Consider the following 20,408-nt stretch of genomic DNA (forward strand, 5'->3'; position numbering starts at 1 on the left):
CATGACCGAGTCCTCCGCGCCGAAGCAGCTCATCCTCAACCTGTTCGAGATGAACTGCGTCGGGCACATCACGCACGGTCTCTGGCGTCTGCCGCACAACCACCGCAGCGAGTACAAGGACATGGCCTACTGGCTCGAGCTGGCGCGGCTGGCCGAGAGCGGGGGCTTCGACGCGATCTTCATCGCCGACGTGCTGGGCGCCTACGACGTCTACGGCGACAGCCCCGCGCCTGCCCTGCTCGAGGGCATCCAGGCTCCGAACAACGATCCGATGCTCGTCGTCCCGGCGATGGCGGCGGTGACCGAGCATCTCGGCTTCGGCATCACGTTCTCGACCAGCTACGAGCCGCCGTTCGCGTTCGCGCGGCGCATGTCGACGCTCGACCACCTGACGAAGGGTCGGGTGGGGTGGAACGTCGTCACGTCGTATCTGCCGAACGCCGCCCGCAACTTCGGCCTCGACGCCGAGATCCCGAAGGCCGAGCGCTACGCCCGGGCGGCCGAGTACCTCGATGTGCTCTACAAGCTGTGGGAGGGGTCGTGGGAGGACGATGCGGTGGTCGCCGACCCCGGAGCCGACGGCCTCGAGCCCGGTTCGGGCGTCTACACCGACCCCGCCAAGGTGCATGCCATCGATCACGAGGGTGAGCACTTCCGGGTGGCCGGGCCGCATCTGAGCGAGCCGTCGCCGCAGCGGACCCCGGTGCTCTTCCTCGCCACAGCGTCGCCGAACGGCGTCGAGCAGGCGGCCCGCAACGCGGAGGTCGTCTTCACGGGCGGCCCCGCGGTCAAGGCGGTGGGTGCGGCCACGCGGGCGGCGGCCGTCGAGGCGGGCCGTGCGGCCGACGACGTGCGGTTCATCGTGCAGGCGGGTGTCATCACGGGGCGCACCGACGCCGAGGTCGCCGAGAAGCTCGCTCTCTACCGGTCGTCCGCCAGCGCGCAGGGGCGGCTCGTGCACCGCAGCGTCCCGTTCGACGCGCTGTCCCACCCGAGCGATCGGACGGTGCGCGAGGCCCTCGAGATCGAAGGTCGTCTCGATCACCCGGGTGCCGCCTCCCTGCCGCTCGACATCACCGTCGGTCAGCTGATCGACGGGGTCGACGAGGCGTGGGGCGGCACCTTCTTCGTGGCCGGCACGCCGACCGTCGTGGTCGACGAGATCGAGCGCTGGCTCGACGAGGAGGGCATCGACGGCATCAACCTCCGCCAGTACCACTCGTTCGACACGCTGCGCGACTTCGTCGAGCTGATCGTGCCCGAGCTCCGCCGCCGCGGGCGCGTCCGCGAGGCGTACGTGCCGGGGGAGACCCTGCGCGAGCGGCTCACGGGAGGCGGCCCGCGCCTCCCCGAGTCCCACCCCGCGGCCGCCTACCGGCGCTGAGGGGGCCCGGAGGAGATGGACATCCGCTGGTTTGAGGCCGCGCCGTTCCGTGATGCTCAGGGGGGCGGTCTCGAGTGAGACGGCTGCGTCGGCGAGTGAGGGTGTCGAGTGCGGCCAGGGCTACGAGAACCGAGGAGCATTCGCGAGTGAGGAAACCCACGTGGGCCGTCGTCGCTTTCTCCGGTGGGATCGACCTCTTGATCGGAGGTCCGATCTACGGCTTCATAGGGCAGCTCGTGGGCTACCCGCAGATGTGGCCGATCGGCCTGGGGGTCGCAGTGTTGGGGGCAGTGTTCATGGCCGTCGGCGGGTTCGGGCTGTGGGGGCGTCGAAAAGGCCCTGGCCGATCGCCTCAGCGGGGAATCGAGTCGGCCGAATAGGCGCGTCGCGCGCACGACGACGGAGAGGCCGAGCCTCTAGGTCCTGGGCGTCTTCGAGGAGACCCCGAAGGCAGATCGGCCGTTCCACATAGCGATGCCCACTACGAAAACCGTGAACACGATGGAGAAGATCAGACTCGGCTGCAAGACCAGCCACACAAAGGCGAGCATCCCAACGCTCACCAGGAGGCTGATGCCGTACATGATGCGGCCGAACCGAGAGTCGAGATTCACTCTTGATGTCTACCCCATGAAAGTGCTCGACGCGCTCGTGGTGACTGCTTAGGTTAGTTATGGATTCCCTCGCCATCGTCCTTGCCGCAATCGGCTTCGCATCGTTCGGCGCGGCCGTCATCTACGAGTTCATCAACCATCAGCGGTACGGAGGGCCGGTCTTTGAGGGCCGCAAGGCCGTTGTCTTCCCTTGGATACTCGCTTCGTTCGCACTGTTCATGGTTGGGTTCGTCATCCTCGCGTCGAGCCGCTGGTGACGCTTCTGCAGCCTGCCTGGTAGACGAGCCATCAGCGGTCGCCGCGCCTACAGTGAGTCGACCCGAACGAGGAGACATAATGAACGTGCTTGAGGACATTAAGGTCTGGGGAATGTTGCCCCGCGAGATGGCCTACGTCTGCTTCAGCTCGGTCGTCGCCCTCACTGGCCTGGTGACCGTCGCCGGTCTCGTCCTCGGCTTCTGGTGGATGTTCATCGGATCGGCTCTTGGAGCGGCTGCAGCAGCAACCTTGTTGAAGCTCTCACTTCATCTGAAGGAGGTCGCATACCTGCAGTTCGAAGAGAGCCGATCAGAAGTCTCGGGCTGAGTATTGGCCGAGCCGGACCAAGAATCTCGAAAGTGTCCCAATAGACGATCCTCGGGAGGAACGGGCCTGAGGGTCGTTCGGCGGGGAGGTATGTTCTCGGCATGACCGAGCGTTCACAGGACGGCCGTTTGATCGTGCGGGTCTTTCCCGACTACGCCGGGACCGTTCTCTGGTCCGGCGGGGCGGTCGACTACGCAGAGGCCCACCTGTCGCAGGAACTTGAGGACGATCTACACGCGTGGGAGTCGTTCCACCGATCGCGCCTCGATCCAGACCGCGCGACCCACGCGTCGCAAGACGAGTACGACTTCGCCGTCACCGGTCGCGCCCTCGCTGGGCGGCTGTCCGACGAGCTCGGGCGCGGCGTCGAAGTCCACCTCATCGTCGAGGGACGTCAGGTCTTCCGGTCAGCGGAGGCGCCCATCAACCCCCGGGCAGCCAAGGCCTTCCACGCCCGGGCTGAGCGGCAGGTTGCGCAGGCTCGCGCCCTCATCGAGAAGGTCGGTGGCGGCCGTTGGTATGCCTACAACCCCGCTTCGGGGAGCCGCTTCTACCCCGCTCCAACGTGTTCAGACGACAACGCCCTGGGCCCGCTGGCGGTGGACAGCCCTGCTACTCGCGAGGGTCCATTTCTCGGCGGTGACACATGACCCCACCAAGAGGCTCATAGTGCTCCTTGGCGTGTGTGAGCAGCCCATCGGTGAGCGAACAGTCAGAGCACTGAGGGGCACCCCCCACGACACTGGATAGGTGACACACATCGTTCAGGCCAAGATTGTCGACGCAGAAGCGATCGGCCTGTTTCAGACCCGATGCTGGGAGCAGACATACAGAGGCATCGCCCCTGACGAGTTCCTCGACGCGACGACCCATCAGACTCGTGCCACTCGCTGGGTAGAACGGATCGCTAACGGTTCTCGTCGGGTGTTAATGGCCCTGTCTGACGATGGCGTCCTGCTCGGCGTTGCCAGCACCACACGTTGGGACCGGGCCGTGGATGGCCTGCCGGCGCTGGAACTGTCGACTATCTATGTCGATGAGCGAGCTCACGGCACTGGTGTTGCTGCCCGATTGCTTCGGGCGGCGCTTGGAGATGAGGATGCGCACCTGCTCGTGTTCTCGTTCAATGAGCGAGCTCAGAGTTTCTACTCGAAGCACGGGTTTCACCCCGCCGGGGACAGTCAGACCGACCTCGGAACGGGACTCGAGGAACAACGATGGGTCCGCCAAGCGCTTCCGCGAACTTCGTCCCGATAGACGATGGGCCTCCGAGACGCTCTGCTACTCCCCTCGCGACTCCCGCACGCTGTGCACCCGATAGCTGGCGCCGTAGATGAGCGCCAGAGCGCCGATCAAGACGGGTGCCGCGATCAGGTCGACTTGACCCCACCACGTAACGTTCCCGCGCGCGAGCACGATCACAGCAAGCAAGAGTGTGAACACGGCCAGGACTCCCCAGAGAAGCGCCGCTCTGGCGCATCGGCTCGCGGGTCCGGGCTGCAGCCAGAGACTCTCAGTGTTCCGTATTGATTGATGGTTGCGCGCCAAGGCGCTCTCGTGCCCGATATCCGATCCTCAGGCGGGCGAGGTGCGGGGATTCGGCCCCAGTTGCGCAGTGACGAGGAGCGGCCCGCTATTGAAGGCCATGCCGGTAAGCGCTGTCCGAGCGGGCGGAGCTGCCGGCCCTTGGCTTGTGACGGACGTCCCAGCCCACCGCCTTTGGGAGGACATGCTTCGCACCGCTGCACAGCAACTGCGCCCATACAACGAAAGAGATGCACCGCGTCAGGCCGACAGCAGCCGCGACAAGAGCGACCCGTAGGATCTGGTGCATGGTGCGCAACGGCAGCCCAGGCTGGGTCGAATCGTTCTTTCGTGCACATCCATGGGTGGCAGCCGTTGTCAGTGCCGGGTTCCTCGTGCTCATCGTTTGGGGCGGGGGGTCCGTCGGGTGGGACCCGTGGGCTCCGTTGGGTCGGGGTCTGAAGCGTTGGCCGCTGTGGCTGTTGGTCTTGGTCGGGGTGCCCTTCTTTACATCGGGCGTCATCGTCGGGGTTGTTCTCCAGTGGCGTCTGCTGAGGCAAGAGTTTGAGGTCCCTTCCGAACCGAGTCTCCAGCTCAAGCAGCTTCGACGCGACGGCCCGGGTTGGCTCAGTCGCCCCTCGGACATCGACGATCCGTCATCAGTCGCGGCGCCGAGACAAGCGGGCGACGACGCACCATCGCCATGATGTTGACCTGTCGATGGTCCCGATAGCCGATCGGCTACTCAAACACTGCGTTCACCTCTCTGACCAGCTGATCGAAAGTGCGCTCGTAGATGAGGTGATGTTGATAGGTACGGACGAGGTACCGGCCCTCGTTGCTGCGCATGTGGAGAGAGACGTTGCTCTCACTTCCGCTTCCGCTCACACGCCAAGTCAGTCGCATCGGAAGCCTGGCCTGGCCCCGTCTGCTAGCGCCCCACATTCGATAAGCAAATCGCGAGCCCAGGTCCAGGGCGCCTTCTGCGCTTGCCTCTCGTGGTGCCCGGCTTTTCTCGGCAAGCCACCCAGCCAGAACTTGGCTCGCTTCGTCGACGGTTTTGGGTGTATCGAGTTCAAGCGAACGAGTTTCGGCTAGATCAATCACTTGACCGTTCTACAGCGTCGTTTGTTCTGGCGTTGCTTGCCAGACCGCGATTCGTGGCGGCCTCGAGCGCTAAATCTAGAACTTGGGGGGGGCGCTTTAGCGCCCGATAGGGGATCGGCTAGCGGACCGCCTCGTCGCCTGGAGAGCCCAAGGTCGTAGCGGTGTTCGCGGTCGCGTCATCTGTCCTCCCTCGACCTGCACGGGCCTGCCGACGCTCTCTCGCCTCAGCATCCTGGCGCTTCTGGGTAGGACTCGTTCTGGCAGTCCCGAGGATGGCCATCCCGAGCAGGGCCAGCACGATGATGAGGGCCACTGGGGCGATGACGATCGAGAGCACGACGCCTCCGAGAAGTAGTGATGTTTGAAGTTAGCGAACTTCGACCGCGTGGTCGAGGCCGAAGGGCGGGGTCCGATGGGGGATCGACCACCGGCCACATCCATCAGCCTGTTGGACGGCGGGCAACTCTCGGGGCATCCTGGTGCGCGAAATGGCGCGCTATGGTCCAGGCATGACGCGTCGTACCGGCCTGATCTCCCGCCTCGTTCTGGTTGCCGGTTTGGCCGCATTGGTTGTGGGCGTCGTCGTCCTTGCCATCGCCTCGGCGCAGCCAATGTCCTTCGGGTGGTTCGCCTATGCGCCCCTGTCAGACACGACGTTCACCGCCGAGGGCGTGCACTTGTTCTCGACCGCGAGCCTCGTGGGCGCGGTCATTGTCATCGTCAGCTTGCTCGTGCTGGCAGCGTGGCTCGGCTACCGACAGGGTGTGCGCCGCAAGCCTTGACGAGCCGTCCCGATAGGGGATCCGATCCCTGACGGGGAACCTGGGCGAACCCAGGAACCCCGCCATTCACAGCGGGGTCTGAGCTGCCCTCGCAACGTAGCCGTGTGTCGGCCCAGCGCCTAGTGCCCGGTGAAGGATCGGGCTACGGACGATCGTCTGCGTCTTTGATGCCTGCTGCCACGGCACGTCGAATCACCCAGTAGACCGCGTAAAGAATCGCGCTCGTGACTGCAACGAAGAGGGCGACGCTAGACAACGGGTCCGTGACCTAACCGTACGAGGCGTCGTGGGCCGTAGTTCGGGAGTTGATCTCACGAGCTGTTCCGATAGACGATCGGTCATTGCGGCGCGCACGGCCGTGGTGTTGGTCTAGAAGATGGCTTGGGGGTTCACCGGCACGCCGGTGAGGCCGTGGAGGCGGGGCGGGGCGATGCTGAGCAGGAAAGCGTGTCGGCCGAGCTCGGCGCAGGTCGCGGCGAGGTCGTCCGTGGCGACGCTGTCGACCAGGGGCATGCCCAGCCGGGCCAGCCCGACCATGTGCATCGGCATGGGCATCTCCGGGTCGCTCGGCGGGAACGAGTCGCTGACGTCGCCGGCGTAGAGCGAGACGCCACGGTGGTTCACCCACGCCACCGCGTCGACGGTCATGCCCGGTGCCTGGGTCTCGGCGTCCCAGCTGAAGCCCCAGCCGCTGCGGACCACCACGGCGTCACCGGGCAGCACCTTGACCCCCGCCCGTGCTTCGGCTGCATCGAGGTCCGCCGAGGTGATGGGGTGCGCGGACGGCAGCCGCCCCTCCGGTGCCAGGTCGAGCAGGACTCCCCGCGTCGTGATCCCGGCGGCGAAGGCGGTCGTGGAGCCGTGCACGACGCCTCCGGCCGTGACGGCTTCTTCGAGTGGCCGGCCCGGGTACACGGTGCCGTCGACGGGCATGTGGGCGAAAGCGTCGATGTGCGTCATCGCCGGGTGGTGCGGCGTCACGACGAGGACCTCGGACATCCCCATGGGCGGCGTGCCCGTGTAGAGCAGCGCCTGCTGCACGGGGTGCGACGGCGGTGCGGGGGTAGCGAACGGCCCGCCGAGCATCGAGGCGGGTTCGACCGGGTACGCGAGCGACACGCTCCGGCCGATCCGCACCTCCTCAGCGGCGCGGGCCCTGGCGGCGTCGTCGATCAAGTTCAGCGTGCCGAGCTCGTCATAGGCGCCCCAGCGGCCTCGGTCGTCGGGGAGTGCGGGTGTCGTCATGGTGCCTGTCCTGTCGTGTCGGTTCGGTGTGGCGCGGGTGGGTGGTGCACACTGCGAGGAGGTCCTGAGAAGCAGGTTCCTGCACCGTAGCGCAAAAGCAGGTTCCTGTTTTTCGGAGATCGTCGACGAGGAGGCACGCATGGGTGACGATGGAGGTCGCGGGCTCGAGTCCGTGCTGGGCTGGAACGCGGTAAAGGTCGCGCGCATCATCGGCTCCCAGATCACCGCGGGGATGGCGGAGCACGACGTGAGCCTCGTGCAGTTCGGCGTGCTGTCGTGCCTGGCGGACGGTGCTGAGCTCACGTCGGCGGAGATCGCTCGGGCCGTCTTCGTTCGCCCGCAGAGCATGTCGGACGTGCTCGACGGGATGGAACGTCGCGGTCTCGTCCGCCGGGTGGGCATCCGCGCCCGCGGCCGGAGGAACCCCGCCGCGAGCACGCCAGCCGGCCAGGCCGTGCTCGACGCGGTGCAGCAGGTGGCCCTGGCGACGAACGACCTCAGCATGTTCGGGCTGGACGCGTCGCGGAGCGCACAGCTCAACGCACTGCTGCTCGCTGTCATCGAGGGCGCGGAGAAATCACCGGGCATCGGCGACGCTTACTGATACACGCCCAATAGGGGATCGGTCTGCGACACAGCATCGAATGCCTGGGCCCAGGCGGCGGGCACTCCGCGGCTGAGTCCGAGTTGTTCGGCTACGTCGTTGTAGATGCCGAGCAGCTCCGTCATGGGCACAGCCTGCTTGCTGGCATCGCTCACGTCCTTGCCCTCGGCCGTGAAGGGGTAGGGGTAGAGGGATAGGCCCTGCTTCGGGCTCAGATCGGCGAGGTCGTCCTGCCACCCCGGCCAGCGGAGTGACTCGTAGAAGCTCTCGGTCGCTCCGGCGAGCATCCTGGTCACGAAGTCGGCGTGGCCCAGCTCGAGGTCCTCCCAGCTCAACGAGTCGACCGAGAAGTGATAGACGGAGCCGTCACCTCTGCCCAGGGCTCCACCGTCGAGGGCGAAGGCGCCACCAAGGACGTCGTGAGCGACGACGAGCAGCCCGGGGGTGCCGGCACTTGCCTCGTCGAGACCGGGAAGACCGTCCTTTCCCGAGCTGCCTCCGAGTAGACGTAACCATCCGTCGTCGACGAGGACGCCGGAAGTGTTGCGAGCGAGCGCACCAAGGTAGGAACTCGTTCCGAGTCCCAGCGCCGCCCCGGTCGCAGAGTCTTCGTGCGGCGGGCAGACGACGACGTTCACGGGCGAGGCTGCGATGAGTTCCGTCAACTCCAGCCAGGCATCATCTCGAGGGTTGACCATGCCTCGATCCTGGCCGACGTCATGGCTAGCTGTGAACCTTCGGCGCGAGTGTGCGTCCGATAGGGGATCGGCTACCGGGGTGAGCTCGTAGGGTCGTGGCATGGATCAGGGCGAAGTCGTCGAGCATGTCGCAATCAGAGCCGGGTCGGCGGGCCGCCCCATTGTGGTCGGTATCTCGGGCTTCTGCGGGTCAGGCAAGTCCACGCTCGCGCGCCGCATTGTCGAGGCCCTGCCTGGCGCCGTGAGGATGCGCGGTGACGACTTTCTCGATCCTGCACGCTCTCACCTCCGCTCTGCGGACTGGGACGGAGTGGAGCGGCAACGTCTTGTTTCGAGTGTCTTGGAGCCCTTCCGTGGTCAGCAGCAGGGCGAGTTCCGACGGTATGGCTGGGCGGTAGGGGCCCTCGGTGCTCCGGAGCCGGTTCCTCGCGCCGAGATTCTCGTCGTCGATCTCATCGGCCTTTTCCACCCTGAGGCCCTGCCTTCCCTAGACGTCACGGTCTGGTGCGATGTCGAGCTCGACGTCGCCGTCAGCCGCGGCATGGCCCGCGACAGGGAGCTAGGTCGACGTCACGAGGCGCTGTGGACCGACGTCTGGACTCCGAACGAGCGCGACTTCGCCCAGAGATTCATGCCGCGAGAGCACGCAGAGACGCTGTACGCATCGTCTTAGTAGGGGGTCGGTCAACGCTCAAGCGTGGTGGGACTCGTCGTCTGATGGCCCTTCTGGCTCGAACCCGCGGTCGAAAACCTTGTCTGCCCGGTACCAGACCATGATGCCCGCGATGGCAAGGGCGGCGGGAAGAGAGCGTGCGAGCCAAGCCAACCACGCAACGCCCGGCGCGATCGCGCCAGCAAGAACTGGGGCAAGGAGCATCACTAGGCCGGCGACGACAAGAACGATAGCTACGCGACGGCGTCTGCGGGCTGCGTGAGATTGCACGTGCGCATTGTGACACCGCTGCCGTGCGGGTGGTGCCCTTCCTGGGATCGGGCTACGGGCGATCCTCTGCGTCTCTCATTCCTGCTGCCACGGCACGTCGAATTACCCAGTAAAGCGCGTAGAGAATCGCGCTTGTGATTGCAACGAAGAGGGCGGCGCTAGACAACGGGTCCATGACCTAACCGTACGAGGTGTCGTGGGCCGTAGTTCGGGAGTCGATCTGACGAGCTGTCCCGATAGACGATCGGTCGGCGGGCGCGTTAATCGGTGAAGAAGGTGATTGAGCCGCCGTTGATCGAAGAGACGGTGAGAACAGCCTTCTCGTAGTTCTCGTCCATCAGGAACGCGGTCGTCGCGACAGCACCGGGGCTGAGTTCGATTGGCCACTCTTCCTCGAGTGCGTAACCGTCGATCTTGCCGCTCACGGGTCGGGGGCCGGAGGGGAGTGACCAGTCGGGTCCGCCGGCACCGTCGATCACCATGTCGTCGTCAGCTTCAAACAGCAGGGGCGTGTCGCTCGTGTTCTCGACCTTGAGTCCGGCGCTGAGGTACCCGTCGAATTGGTCCAAGATCTCGGCGGTTGCTGTCATGCCCTGAGGGGGCGCCCGCGTGTCGATGTCGCTTGTAGAGCATCCGGACACGGTTGCCGTGGCGACGATGACGAAGGCGGCGCAGAAGCCATGGGCACGCCGACTGGCTGAGGTGTTCACGCTGGCATGCTTCCAGAGGTCGCCAAGGGATCACGGCGCTGCGCGTCATCACTCATGAGGACTTGTCCGTAGAACACCCACCAGCGACGCGAGGTGTCCGTAAGGGGTTCGGCGGCCGGTACATCGGCGCCAGGCCTGGGCAGACGCACTAGCGTCTGAGCATGTGCGCTGACTCGCTGTCGATCACCGTCGCATCGGTGTCCTCCGTGGAGGGGCTGTGGTGCGCGCTTCCGGACGGGCGCGACTCCTGGTGGCCTGAGCTTGTGCTGACTCCCGAGGTCGGCTCGGTCGTGCGCGAGACCTGGACCGAGGGCGGCCGCGAGCACTTCGCTGACGGTCGCGTGACGGAAGCAGTACCGCCGAGTCGGCTGGCCTTCGTGTGGCAGCAGCCGGAATGGCCGTCGCCACTCACGGTCCGCTTCGACATCCGTAGTGACGGCGAGCTGAGCACGGTCACGCTGACGGAACGAGGTTTTGGGCAGCTCCCGGATGGCGACGGACTTCGAGCCGCACACGAGGAGGGGTGGAACTCCCATCTCGCAAACCTGCTCAGGGCGGCGTCCCGATAGACGATCGTCTGCCGGGCTCAGAGCGTTCGCTGCCCTCGACGTCCCTGCCGTGCTGGCGGCTATCATCAACAGCAACACTGCCGAGCAGATCTCACAGGCGTCTTCTGAGCGCGGCGTCGACGTGTCGCCAGTGGTCACGACCGAGCCGGTCGTCGACGTGCCTCGGGTCCCGACACGGGCTGTCGATCGCACCGCGATCGACAGCCCGCACATGCCCCCTGAGTGCAGAGAGCGCATGGCCGAGCGCTACGACTGCCTCCGGGCCCCCTCGAGGAGCGCGGCGCGACGATCGCGGCTGCGCAGCCCGAGTGGGCGAAGCAGCTGGGCGGGGTGCCGGCAGAACCCGCCCGTCGTGAGGAGTGGACCCAGCTCGCGGCCGAGATCGACGTCTTCCGCCAGCAGTACCACGTCGACCTGCAGGCGCAGCAGCGGGCCCGGGCCGCGAAGTTGCAGGAGCAGCTGCGCCGTTCCGGCGTCAAGGTCGCCCCGACCCGCGACGGCGACCGCACGGCGATCGACCGTCAGAACGAGCGGGTTCGAGACCAGGGTGGCCGCGAGCGTTAGGCCAACGCGGCCGACGGTTCTGGACTAACTGAGCCCGTTGATTGCCGACGAGATGAATCTGATGATGGACATCAGCGTGAGGCCGTAGCCCAAAATCAGGCCCACCCAGGCCAGCACGGCACCACGGGTCTTCGAGCGCTTGATGTCCTGCAGGGCCAGATGTCCGAGTCCGACACCAAAGGCTGTGACGAGCGTCGGCGCACCAAACGCCCAAAGCAAAACCAGCGCCAAAATGCCGACTGCTAGTGAGGCCAATGCTTGGCGGCTCACGCGCTCCGGGGTTTCCTGGGTCACATCACTCACCTCTCCTATTGGCAACACATGTTGTCGAAACTTGCAGTTTACTCATAGCTGATTCAGTCCTGACGCTGCTCCAGCACCGTCCCGGTAGCCGATCGTCATCCGGTCGCAGACTCTTTGAGATCGCGGATGGGCGTTACTATCGCGTCGAGGGGGAGCCGTGAGAGGGAGACGAACAGGTCTGCTCATGCTGGCGATGGGTCTGACCCTGACTGGCTGCGCGTCCGAGGCAGTCGATCCCTCGCTCGCCGAGCGCGTACGGCCCGAGGCGGCAGCCCTGGCGGACGATGCTCTGGCGTGGCCCGGTTCGGCATCCGCTCCTCGTGTCACTGTCGCCCGCGAGGACACCTGTACGGTCGCCGAGCCGTCGGACTGGTTCGTCGACGCGACTGGGACTCGGTGCGCACAGCAGGGCCGAGTCGTCTATGCGCTTCTCGGCGCTGCCACTCCTGAGCAGGCGCTCGAGCAAGCTGCTGCTGCCCTCGAAGACTCGAACATCTCGCCGGTGGACCCGTTCGCGGGCTCATCGGACCTTGACTCGCTTGCTGATCCCACCTTCAGCGTTCTGACCACGCATCCCGCCTCGAAAGCGTATGGAACGGACGAGACGACGATCGTCGTCGCGACCGTCGACGGTCTGTCGGAGCGTGGCTACCACCACCCGACGGATGTCGTCGTCTCGTCCACGGCTGGGTCGGAAGGGGATGAGCTGGCCACGGCGATCGGCGCCACGGGGGCTGCGTACGTGCTGGCGATCGAGTACAGCCGCGAGTACTTCGACAGCAGATCCGGAGGAGTGAACAGGGCGCCTCGCACCGATCAGTCGCCCTGCTTCGGTACGAGCGGCGACTGCCCCGGCGGGTGAGGCCCGGTAGCATCAGGTGAGCGACGGCCGTTCATCCCCTGCACCGGAACAAGCATGAGAACGCCCGACGCGGCCCGCCGCCGACAAAGATCAAGACGAGGTCGAGGAGAACGGTTCTTGCCGGCAGCCATCGGTCCAGGCTATGTCCGGGTCTCGGTCCGTCGCGGTTTGAGTCGGTCCGGTGCGTCCGTGGCGGGCGTCCACTCGCAGGTGAACGCACCGCGGTATCCGAAGAGGAATCCGAAGACGCGGTTCCGCACCTCCATGTCGACATGGAAAGCCTGGTCGTCGTCCGACCACCACTCGTGCAAAGTCGCCCGACCGCTGAGCAGCATCGGGAACTTGAACGCGACAGGCCCCTCATAGAAGCGCTGCGCATCGGATGTGAGAACGAGACCGCCTCTGTCGTCGACGGTGAGGTCGAGGTCGACCGCGAGGTGCTGGTGCGACCCCAGGTAGTCGAGCACCCGGCCCTCGACCAGCACCATCGTGGCGTCGAACCGCGCGGTCCGGCCCGGCTTGGTCGTGTAGGTGCGGACGAAGGTGACCGTCTCGCGTCCGTTGCGGTCGCGGTAGGGGTAGTTCTCGATGGTGAAAGGCACATCCCGGCCGACATCTGGCACCAGGATGTTCCGCAGCCGACCGATCTGCAAGAACGGTACCGTCCACCAGGGGCCGCGCCGGATGGAGGACATGACGCCGCGGCCGATGCAAGCTTCGGCAGAATCGAGACCCACAGCGAACCGCCGACGCATCATCGGGTGCAGTCGCTGGAAGTCCGCGCCAAGCGCCTTCTCGAACACCGACGTCATCGGTCGCCTCTCGGGTCAGGGAGCGCCATCAGAGTGGCAGGCGCATCCCTCAGGTGGTCGCTTCGACGGGACATTCCAGCAGGTGCCCGGAGCGTCCTGGAGGCGCGAGGCCGATCCTGACGCCAGATCTGCAGCACCGAGGCGAGTGGCCAGGCCTCCGGTTCTGCTCCTCCCTCGAGCCAGATCCGCAGACGATCGAAGCTCCATGCGGTCGCCCAGCCGAGGAGCGGCCGCACGATGAGGTCGATCAGGCCCCATCCGCCGTCGTAGTCATAACCGGTGATGAACCGCGTGCGCCCATCGCCGGTCGGGATGTACCGCCAGTATCCACGTCCCGTGCGGATCGGCGAGAGCCAGTCGGTCGTGCTGAAGCGCAGTGCCGAGGTTCGGGACCCGTCGGGTCGTCGGCTCTCCCCGATGCTCACCCCGGTCCCGTGCACGTCGTGCAGGGGAGAACGGCGGACGTAAGTGAACCGCACTGCGTCGTCGTCAACCCTGCGATCCGGGACGATCTCCGAGAATCGAACGTCCCACCGCACGTGCTGTGTCGGGTCCTGTGTTGCCGCCCACACCTCTTCGACGTCGGCGGCGATCACGGTCTCGACGTAGATGCCCCGGTTCCCCACTCTCAGAGAGTAGTGACACGCGCCGCCAATGGCGATGGCGTGCACGTTCCGTGGCTCGTGGACGTCAGCCATCTTCCCGCTGCAACCCTGTCCGCATGACACTTCGTCGGATCAATCGCCCTGTGTGCAGGTGCCCGATAGGGGGTCGCTATCCAGCCGTGGCCGGTGCAGGCGCGTCGAGGGCGAGCTTGACGCCGACGGCGCCGAGGAGGGTTCCGGTGGCCCATCGCTGCCATCGCATCCAGCTCGGTCGGCGGCGGAGGAAGACCGCGATGGACCCGGCGGCGACGATGATGCCGGCGTTGACGGCGAGGCTGACCGCGATCTGGACGGCCCCGAGCTGGAAGCCCTGGCCGACGACGCTGCCGGCGTTCTGGTCGACGAACTGGGGGATGAGGGCGAGGTACATGATCGCCGCCTTGGGGTTCAGCAGATTCGTCACGAGTCCCATTCGGAACAGCTTCGCGGCGGAGTCGCGGGGCAGGTCGCGGGTGTCGAAGACGGAGGCGCCACCGGGGCGGAGGGTCTTGTAGGCCAGCCAGAGCAGGTAGGCGGCACCGGCGATCTTCAGGGCCGTGTAAAGCCAGGGGACGACGACGAACACTGCGGCGAGGCCGACGTTGGCCATGGTCATGTAGACGACGAACCCGACCGCGGTGCCGGCGAGCGAGACCAGACCCGCGCGCCGCCCCTGGCTGATGCTGCGCGAGACGAGGTACATCATGTTCGGGCCCGGAGTGAGCACCATGCCCAGGGCGACGAGGGCCATGGCGGAGGCAGCGGTCAGCGAGATCATGCCGGTGTCTTTCTCGAGGGCGCGGAGGCGGCGTCATCGGCACCCGTCGTGCTCCTAGCTTGGTGCACGCTCGACAACATCTCATGACGTGCCGCAAGGAGGTGGGCCGCGGGTATGGACATTTCTCCCTGAACCGGACACGTACAGGGTGAACCCACCTTGGAGGAGCTATGACCCACACCCCCGATCACCTCGACGTGCTCCTCGCCGACAGTGCACCAGCGGAGACGAGCGTCTCCCCAGCACTGCGCCACGACCTAGCACTCATGGCCATCGAGGCCCGATCTGCCTCGCGGCTTCGGCGTCGGCCGCTCCGAGTCGTCGCGACCGCGGGCATCGCAGCTCTGCTCGTCAGCGGAGCGGGCACGGCTGTCGCAGCCTCGGTGTTCGACTGGGCGCCGTGGGCCCAGGACCCTGATCTCGCCTATCCCTTCGTCCTGCCGAGTGGTCGCGCCTGCGAGGCGCGGGTCGCGGTCTACGACATCGAGAGCGTCGACAGCGACGGTGCCGTCACACGGTTCGACCCGGCGAACGACAGCGATTTCGCCCGCCACCTCCGAGACTCCGACCTCATCGACCAGGCCGATGTCGATGCATCCATCACGGAAGTGCGCCAGCGCGACACGAGCATCTCCTACGTCGCCGTTCTCCCAGGCGGGTACCTCGAGGACGTCCACGCCACAGCGTCCGGCCCCACCGAGGACGACGTCTACGCCGCGGCCGTGTCGAACGCCGTCCGCGACGTGCTCAACGCCGAGGCAGCCATGTTCGAGGGCGGCCACGACTACACCGCAGACGAGTCGATCCTCTGCGAGACGGTCACCCCGTGATCGGCGACCGCAAGCGCGCCCTGCGGTCGGCTCTGGAGGCCAGCTCGGTCGACCTGCTGTCCTACCTGCGCCGGCGCACGGATTCTGACGACGCGCCGGACCTGCTGGGCGAGACATTCGTCGTCGCCTGGCGCCGCCTCGATGACCTGCCCGAGGAGCCCATGGGGGCTCGGATGTGGCTCTTCGGCATCGCCCGCGGCGTTCTGCTCAACCACGCGCGAGGCGTGCACCGGCGGTGGGCGCTCGCTGATCGCCTCCGCGGGCACGCCGCCCTCACGTCGACCACAGCACCACCAGCAGATGAGCACCTCGAAGTCAGGGACGCGATCTCACGTCTCGAACCGGACATGGCGGAGCTGATCCGTCTCGTGCACTGGGATGGTTTCAGGATCACCGACGCAGCCCAGGTCATGGGCATCCCGGCATCGACCGCACGGAGCCGATATCAGCGCGCCAAGGAACTGCTACGCCTCGCCCTCGATCCCGCGGTCGCTCCATGAGGTCGAGCCCTCGAGCCCTCGATGAGCTCGGCAACGGCCAGTCGGCACGTCGTGAGGGGACCGGTACCGTGAGCGCATGACGGTGAGTTCCCTGCGATGAGGCTGCCCCGATGGAGCCAGCGGTCTCGCCCGACCACTCCGACCGGTCCAGCCACGATCTCCTACCCGGAGCTGCCCACGCCTGCCGCGGCCGCCGCGTTCGCCCAGTGCGAGAGCCGCCTCATCTATGAGGCCTGGTTCGCAGAGGCGAGGGCCCGAGACCTGAACGGACTCGGCGCAGCCTCGCCGAGCTTCGTCGTCCCGTGGCTCGTCTCGCCCACGCGGGCCTCGAGCGGAGTCGCGGAGGACACGAAGGGGAGGGGGCCTTCGCGTGGCGACATGCAGGAGGTCATCGACTGGCTCGTCCTCGCTGGTGCGCTGCGTCCGTTGCCAGAGTCCCAGCGTGCCGAACTCGTCCGAGCGGGTGAGGCTCAGCGCGTGGCACGCGATCCCGAGGGCCGCTTCCGTTCCCTCGAGCCCGAACACGCGGCAGTGTTCGAGGCCTTCCACCGAGAGGAGGACCGTGATTCGTGGGAGGTCATCCCGGACGTGATGGTCGAGGTCTACCCGGAGCTGCGGACCACGAAGACCAAGACCGCCTGGGGGGATCTGCCAGGCCCCGAGCGCCCCTGAGGCGCCGGTGACCCGAGCGTGCGCCGCGTGAGCGTCACTCCCCGTCGCCCTGCATCTCCGACGCGTCGCCGTCGGCGCACTCGGACACGGCGGAGATGCTGTAGCTGCGACTCGCTACCGCGGCAGCGTCGGCTCGGCGTCGTCGATGACGGTGCCGTCACGCATCGTCAAGCTGTACGTCAGAGAGGGGGCTGGCCCGCCGTTGCCCTCAGTCTCGTCGCCGAACGCGCGACCTGGCCACCAGGCGACGAAGCGCCCGTCGTCGACGGTGGCCTGCACGGTCTGGCCGTCGGCATCGACGATCGTCACCGCGGCGACGTCGGACCCGACGTCGCCGACGTTGAACGACACCGTCGGCCGGGCCCAGAGGCCGAACAGCCCGCCGCCGCCGAATTGACTGATGGATCCGTCGGTGAACTGACCACCGATCGGTACGGCGCCCTGTCCGCCGCTGCTTCCCCACGTCAGCGACTCGGCGTGATCGCTTCCGGTCGGAAGGTGCATCAGGCAGCTCGTCGTCGCGGGGACTTCAGCGTTCATCTCGCCATCGATGACGACGCCGACCCATTCTCCGCGACGCTCCGCGAGGAGAGGCCGGGCCGACTTCAAGCCGCCGTCCGATTGGAGGCAGGCGGTGACCGCGATCGTGCGCTCGGCCTCGGTGAGGGTGCTCGGCACGGGGGTCCACGACGCGTAGGCGGGGTCGGGCCGGGTGACTGTCGGCACGATCACGAGAGCGCCGATCGCGATGACGGCCACGGCCGAAAGGGCCAGCCATCGGGTCTTCTGAGTCGGTCGGAGCGGGGAGACGCGCGGGGGAGCAGCGGGCGTGCCCGAGGGGTTCGCAGCGAGGATCTGCTCGAGTCGTGCCTCGGCCCGCCGGCGGGATGCCTCGTCGGGGGTCCGCCGCGGCGCGGCGTCCAGGGTTCGCAGGGTGCGGAAGAGGGTGTCGTCGTGCATGGTCAGGACTCCGTCGCAGTCGTGGTTCGGAAGATCGCCGAGGAGGCGGGGGTGTCGATCAGACGTCGGAGGGCGCCGCGGGCACGGTGCAGTCTGATCCGGTAGGCGGCCGCCGAGATGCCCAGCACCCGGCCGGCCTCCGCCGAGGAAAGGTCGTCCCAGATCGCGAGGGACAGCGCCTCCTGCTGGTCGGGGAGGAGTCGCGGCCATGCCGCCTGCAGATCGAGTCGGAGCGAGACTTCACGGTCGACTGCTTCGGTGTCGGTGTCGTCACGCTCGGCCGCCAGGCGGATCGGCAGCGCGTCGCGCCGGGCGGCCCAGCGTCGATCGCTCAGGAGGCAGTTGCGTGCGGTGGTGAACAGCCACGCACGAGCGGCTCCGTGCTCGACGGGGATGTCGTCGAGTCGACGCCACGCCACCAGGAAGGCCTCATGGGCGACGTCGTCGGCGACTTCCGGTCCGGCCCGTCGGCGGACGAAACGCACGACGTCAGCGTGGGTCGTCTCGTAGAGGTCGCGGAACCGACTCGCACGGAGCGTGTCGTCTGAAGGGGGTCTCATACCTATGACATGTCTGACAGGAGGCGGGTGTTACCGGCAGCTTGGCAGGAACGAGTGTCAGAGGGAGGCCTTCGTCGATGTGCGCTTCGAAGGCTCGATGAGGCGCCGGGCCTTGCTGACTCGAGCTAGTCGGTCCAGGCCGCAGCAAGACCACGATCGACGACACGCCTCCAACCGTCGGGCGCTGCAGGATCGCGGCTCGCCGTCCCGGCCATCCAGAGCACGGCCATGAGGTCGTCGGGGGTGAAGTCTTCCGACAGCGCGCCCGCGGTGTGGGCGTTCTCGACCAGTTCCTTCCCGAGCGCCGTCGATCGCTCGCAGGCGGTGATGAGTGCGGTGGCGTCCGGGTATCGCCGGAGCATGGCGTCGTTCATGACGGGGTCGCTGAGCTGCAGGTCGATCATCTCCGAGATGAACGTCTCCAGCTGTCCGCGCGGGGACTGCTGGCTCAGAGTCCTCTCGGTCAGGACCATCAGCTTCTCGCCCGCGACGGCAGGCACGACTGCATCGATCAGTGCCTCCCTCGAGCCCACCCGGTTGTAGAGCGTCCCGATGCTCACACCGGCCTCACGGGCGATGTCCTCCAGCGGCGCGGACAGCCCGCGGCTCGAGAACACCGCGAGGGCAGCCGTGTGCAGCTTCTCGAGGTTCGCCTGCGCGTCACGGCGAAGGCCCGGGGTCTTGTTCACGGCAACTCCACTGGATATTGAGGGTTGTCTCAACATAAGCTGGCGCTTGATTGAGGACGACCTCAACTTATCTCACCAGCACGACGCCCCGACGACCGACGGGCCACGGAAGGAAGCACCATGCCTCTCATCACCATCATCGGAGCGGGCCCCGGCCTGGGCCTCGAGATCGCTCGCGCCTTCGGGCGGAAGGGCTTCGACGTCGCCCTCGTCGCCCGCGACCAGGCCAAGCTCGACACCCTCGCGAAGACCCTCGAGGGTGAAGGCGTCCGTGCCCAGGGGTTCACCGCCGACGTCAGCCGCCCCGAGACGATCACGAGCGCCCTCACCGAGATCAAGGGCACCCTCGGCCCGATCGACGTCCTCGAGTTCTCGCCCGCCGACCCGAGCCTGGCACCCGTCGACGTCCTCGACGTCACGATGGAGAACCTGCAGCCGCAGATCGACTTCTACCTCGGCGGAGCCCTCGCCTCCGTCGGATGGGTGCTGCCCGACATGATCGAGGCCGGGAACGGAACGGTCCTGGTCACCACCGGGGGCGGGTCGATCAGTCCGATGCCCTTCCTCGGTAACGTCAACATCGCCGCCGCGGGTCTTCGGAACTGGACTCTGAACCTCCACGACCCACTCGCCGAGAAGGGCGTCTACGTCGCCCACGTCGGGATCACCGCCCTCATCGGAGCCGGCCACCCCGACGCCGAGCCCGACATCATCGCCCGGGCCTACGTGAAGCTGTACGACGAGCGTCAGGCTGCCGAGCTGCACCACGTCGCGTACGACGGTTGACGCGTCCGACAGCCCCGGGTGCCGCGCGCGTGCCGAATCCGACCGCCTGCGGACAGGGCGCGATCAGCCGGCGAGGCCCCGGTACCGGGCGGGGATCGGCGGAACGCGCAGCCAGGAGGCGCGGCGCACGCCGTCGGGCGACGTCCAGTCGACGAAGACCGTCCCGAGCGAGACCAGGGCGGCGAGCGACTCGGGCGACGCGACGCCCACCGACGACCCCCGGCGCAGGCGCGCGGTGCCCACGGTCGAGTCGTCGGGCAGGCGGACCTCCACGAGCCGGGGGTCGTCGCCGCCGATGGACCGCAGCACGAGGCAGCTGCCGGCGGGCACCGAGCGGTCATCCGAGGCCTGCGGTGCGTCGAGGTAGGTGAGGTAGAAGCGGGGGGCCCTCCGGAGGCGCGGGGCGCGTTCCGAACGGATCCTCCCGAGGGTCCGCGGGGCCCGGTGGACGACGTCGGACGGCTGATCCGTGCCGGATGCGGCGGTGTCCATCGTGATCGTCCCCTGGTCGTCTCGGTCGCCGGCGATCCCTCGCGTGGCGTCCCATTCCAGACAACCCGCTCCCGGTCGATCGGACCATGCCCGCCCCCTCCCCAGTGAGGGGGGTCGCGCCTCCCCAGTCCGGGGGGTCCGCCGCGTGTCGTCCCCGGGTCGCTTGGCTCGCGGGGAACGCATGTGAGCGC

Annotated in this window: 27 protein-coding genes; 16 read left to right on the forward strand and 11 right to left on the reverse strand. The window is 67.1% G+C overall.

Annotated features, from left to right (window positions below; translation table 11 throughout):
- Window position 1: 1 nt before the first annotated feature.
- The 7 genes from SOM11_RS08330 (at window position 2) to SOM11_RS08360 (ending at window position 5,996) form a co-directional block, all read left to right on the forward strand.
- On the forward strand, window positions 2-1,384 hold the full coding sequence (locus SOM11_RS08330) for an NtaA/DmoA family FMN-dependent monooxygenase (protein WP_243213936.1): 1,383 nt from the start codon (window positions 2-4) through the stop codon (window positions 1,382-1,384).
- Window positions 1,385-1,885: 501 nt separating this feature from the next.
- Entirely contained in the window at window positions 1,886-2,050 is a 165-nt protein-coding gene (locus SOM11_RS08335; protein ID WP_320477748.1) for a hypothetical protein, read from the forward strand.
- Window positions 2,051-2,057: 7 nt separating this feature from the next.
- Complete coding sequence (locus SOM11_RS08340; protein WP_320477749.1) at window positions 2,058-2,255, forward strand: hypothetical protein; 198 nt, start codon at window positions 2,058-2,060, stop codon at window positions 2,253-2,255.
- 79 nt (window positions 2,256-2,334) lie between these two features.
- Window positions 2,335-2,583, forward strand: a complete 249-nt coding sequence (locus tag SOM11_RS08345; protein WP_320477750.1) for a hypothetical protein — start codon at window positions 2,335-2,337, stop codon at window positions 2,581-2,583.
- A 101-nt stretch (window positions 2,584-2,684) separates the two neighbouring features.
- Complete coding sequence (locus SOM11_RS08350) at window positions 2,685-3,233, forward strand: hypothetical protein (RefSeq protein WP_192059043.1); 549 nt, start codon at window positions 2,685-2,687, stop codon at window positions 3,231-3,233.
- Between the two features lie 100 nt (window positions 3,234-3,333).
- Window positions 3,334-3,840 (forward strand): GNAT family N-acetyltransferase, encoded by a 507-nt coding sequence (locus SOM11_RS08355; RefSeq protein ID WP_320477751.1) that lies wholly within the window; start codon window positions 3,334-3,336, stop codon window positions 3,838-3,840.
- 1,883 nt (window positions 3,841-5,723) lie between these two features.
- Complete coding sequence (locus tag SOM11_RS08360) at window positions 5,724-5,996, forward strand: hypothetical protein (RefSeq protein WP_243213945.1); 273 nt, start codon at window positions 5,724-5,726, stop codon at window positions 5,994-5,996.
- Window positions 5,997-6,365: 369 nt separating this feature from the next.
- Here the strand turns inward: SOM11_RS08360 and SOM11_RS08365 are convergent, their stop codons facing one another.
- Complete coding sequence (locus tag SOM11_RS08365; protein ID WP_192059037.1) at window positions 6,366-7,241, reverse strand: cyclase family protein; 876 nt, start codon at window positions 7,239-7,241, stop codon at window positions 6,366-6,368.
- On the opposite strand from SOM11_RS08365, the gene SOM11_RS08370 reads away from it, so the two are divergent.
- A complete protein-coding gene (locus SOM11_RS08370; RefSeq protein ID WP_320477752.1) occupies window positions 7,240-7,845 on the forward strand; it encodes a MarR family winged helix-turn-helix transcriptional regulator in 606 nt (201 codons plus the stop codon). The genes SOM11_RS08365 and SOM11_RS08370 overlap by 2 nt on opposite strands.
- Here SOM11_RS08370 and SOM11_RS08375 read toward each other — a convergent pair.
- Window positions 7,839-8,543: a DUF2625 family protein gene (locus tag SOM11_RS08375; RefSeq protein WP_320477753.1), complete on the reverse strand. Its 705-nt coding sequence runs from the start codon at window positions 8,541-8,543 to the stop codon at window positions 7,839-7,841. The genes SOM11_RS08370 and SOM11_RS08375 overlap by 7 nt on opposite strands.
- A gap of 100 nt (window positions 8,544-8,643) precedes the next feature.
- Here SOM11_RS08375 and SOM11_RS08380 point away from each other — a divergent pair, with 100 nt between their 5' ends.
- Entirely contained in the window at window positions 8,644-9,216 is a 573-nt protein-coding gene (locus SOM11_RS08380; protein ID WP_320477754.1) for a phosphoglycerate transporter, read from the forward strand.
- 530 nt (window positions 9,217-9,746) lie between these two features.
- Here SOM11_RS08380 and SOM11_RS08385 read toward each other — a convergent pair.
- The gene (locus SOM11_RS08385; RefSeq protein WP_320477755.1) at window positions 9,747-10,196 is read right to left on the reverse strand and encodes a hypothetical protein; all 450 of its coding nucleotides are present in this window, start codon (window positions 10,194-10,196) and stop codon (window positions 9,747-9,749) included.
- 161 nt (window positions 10,197-10,357) lie between these two features.
- Here SOM11_RS08385 and SOM11_RS08390 point away from each other — a divergent pair, with 161 nt between their 5' ends.
- Window positions 10,358-10,765, forward strand: a complete 408-nt coding sequence (locus SOM11_RS08390; protein ID WP_320477756.1) for an SRPBCC domain-containing protein — start codon at window positions 10,358-10,360, stop codon at window positions 10,763-10,765.
- Window positions 10,766-11,095: 330 nt separating this feature from the next.
- Window positions 11,096-11,329, forward strand: a complete 234-nt coding sequence (locus SOM11_RS08395) for a hypothetical protein (RefSeq protein ID WP_320477757.1) — start codon at window positions 11,096-11,098, stop codon at window positions 11,327-11,329.
- Between the two features lie 24 nt (window positions 11,330-11,353).
- Here the strand turns inward: SOM11_RS08395 and SOM11_RS08400 are convergent, their stop codons facing one another.
- Complete coding sequence (locus SOM11_RS08400; protein WP_320477758.1) at window positions 11,354-11,632, reverse strand: DUF4190 domain-containing protein; 279 nt, start codon at window positions 11,630-11,632, stop codon at window positions 11,354-11,356.
- Window positions 11,633-11,825: 193 nt separating this feature from the next.
- Here SOM11_RS08400 and SOM11_RS08405 point away from each other — a divergent pair, with 193 nt between their 5' ends.
- Complete coding sequence (locus SOM11_RS08405; protein WP_320477759.1) at window positions 11,826-12,494, forward strand: hypothetical protein; 669 nt, start codon at window positions 11,826-11,828, stop codon at window positions 12,492-12,494.
- Between the two features lie 140 nt (window positions 12,495-12,634).
- Here SOM11_RS08405 and SOM11_RS08410 read toward each other — a convergent pair whose 3' ends face one another.
- The 3 genes from SOM11_RS08410 to SOM11_RS08420 all read right to left on the reverse strand — a co-directional run bounded on the left by SOM11_RS08410 (window position 12,635) and on the right by SOM11_RS08420 (window position 14,728).
- A complete protein-coding gene (locus tag SOM11_RS08410) occupies window positions 12,635-13,306 on the reverse strand; it encodes a DUF4166 domain-containing protein (protein WP_320477760.1) in 672 nt (223 codons plus the stop codon).
- Window positions 13,303-14,004, reverse strand: coding sequence for an SRPBCC family protein (locus tag SOM11_RS08415; RefSeq protein ID WP_244636785.1), 702 nt, complete (start codon window positions 14,002-14,004; stop codon window positions 13,303-13,305). The genes SOM11_RS08410 and SOM11_RS08415 overlap by 4 nt, the downstream gene beginning before the upstream one ends.
- Before the next feature lie 76 nt (window positions 14,005-14,080).
- Window positions 14,081-14,728, reverse strand: coding sequence for a LysE family translocator (locus SOM11_RS08420; protein ID WP_243213954.1), 648 nt, complete (start codon window positions 14,726-14,728; stop codon window positions 14,081-14,083).
- Between the two features lie 170 nt (window positions 14,729-14,898).
- Here SOM11_RS08420 and SOM11_RS08425 point away from each other — a divergent pair, with 170 nt between their 5' ends.
- The 3 genes from SOM11_RS08425 to SOM11_RS08435 all read left to right on the forward strand — a co-directional run bounded on the left by SOM11_RS08425 (window position 14,899) and on the right by SOM11_RS08435 (window position 16,730).
- Window positions 14,899-15,558, forward strand: coding sequence for a hypothetical protein (locus SOM11_RS08425; protein WP_320477761.1), 660 nt, complete (start codon window positions 14,899-14,901; stop codon window positions 15,556-15,558).
- Window positions 15,555-16,058 carry an RNA polymerase sigma factor gene (locus SOM11_RS08430; RefSeq protein ID WP_192059012.1) on the forward strand — a complete coding sequence of 168 codons (504 nt, stop codon included), beginning with the start codon at window positions 15,555-15,557 and terminating at the stop codon, window positions 16,056-16,058. Before SOM11_RS08425 ends, SOM11_RS08430 begins: the two co-directional genes overlap by 4 nt.
- A gap of 378 nt (window positions 16,059-16,436) precedes the next feature.
- Window positions 16,437-16,730 carry a hypothetical protein gene (locus tag SOM11_RS08435; RefSeq protein WP_320477762.1) on the forward strand — a complete coding sequence of 98 codons (294 nt, stop codon included), beginning with the start codon at window positions 16,437-16,439 and terminating at the stop codon, window positions 16,728-16,730.
- A 114-nt stretch (window positions 16,731-16,844) separates the two neighbouring features.
- On the opposite strand, the gene SOM11_RS08440 is transcribed toward SOM11_RS08435, so the two are convergent.
- The 3 genes from SOM11_RS08440 to SOM11_RS08450 form a co-directional block, all read right to left on the reverse strand.
- The gene (locus SOM11_RS08440; protein ID WP_320477763.1) at window positions 16,845-17,690 is read right to left on the reverse strand and encodes a hypothetical protein; all 846 of its coding nucleotides are present in this window, start codon (window positions 17,688-17,690) and stop codon (window positions 16,845-16,847) included.
- A 2-nt stretch (window positions 17,691-17,692) separates the two neighbouring features.
- Window positions 17,693-18,250 carry an RNA polymerase sigma factor gene (locus SOM11_RS08445; protein WP_243213963.1) on the reverse strand — a complete coding sequence of 186 codons (558 nt, stop codon included), beginning with the start codon at window positions 18,248-18,250 and terminating at the stop codon, window positions 17,693-17,695.
- Window positions 18,251-18,375: 125 nt separating this feature from the next.
- The gene (locus SOM11_RS08450; protein WP_320477764.1) at window positions 18,376-19,005 is read right to left on the reverse strand and encodes a helix-turn-helix domain-containing protein; all 630 of its coding nucleotides are present in this window, start codon (window positions 19,003-19,005) and stop codon (window positions 18,376-18,378) included.
- 54 nt (window positions 19,006-19,059) lie between these two features.
- Between SOM11_RS08450 and SOM11_RS08455 the strand changes: the two genes are divergently transcribed.
- Complete coding sequence (locus SOM11_RS08455) at window positions 19,060-19,725, forward strand: SDR family NAD(P)-dependent oxidoreductase (RefSeq protein ID WP_320477765.1); 666 nt, start codon at window positions 19,060-19,062, stop codon at window positions 19,723-19,725.
- Window positions 19,726-19,788: 63 nt separating this feature from the next.
- Here the strand turns inward: SOM11_RS08455 and SOM11_RS08460 are convergent, their stop codons facing one another.
- A complete protein-coding gene (locus tag SOM11_RS08460) occupies window positions 19,789-20,217 on the reverse strand; it encodes a hypothetical protein (RefSeq protein ID WP_320477766.1) in 429 nt (142 codons plus the stop codon).
- Between the last annotated feature and the right edge of the window lie 191 nt (window positions 20,218-20,408).

It is taken from the genome of Frigoribacterium sp. CFBP9029 (assembly GCF_034045305.1).
GTDB lineage: Bacteria > Actinomycetota > Actinomycetes > Actinomycetales > Microbacteriaceae > Frigoribacterium.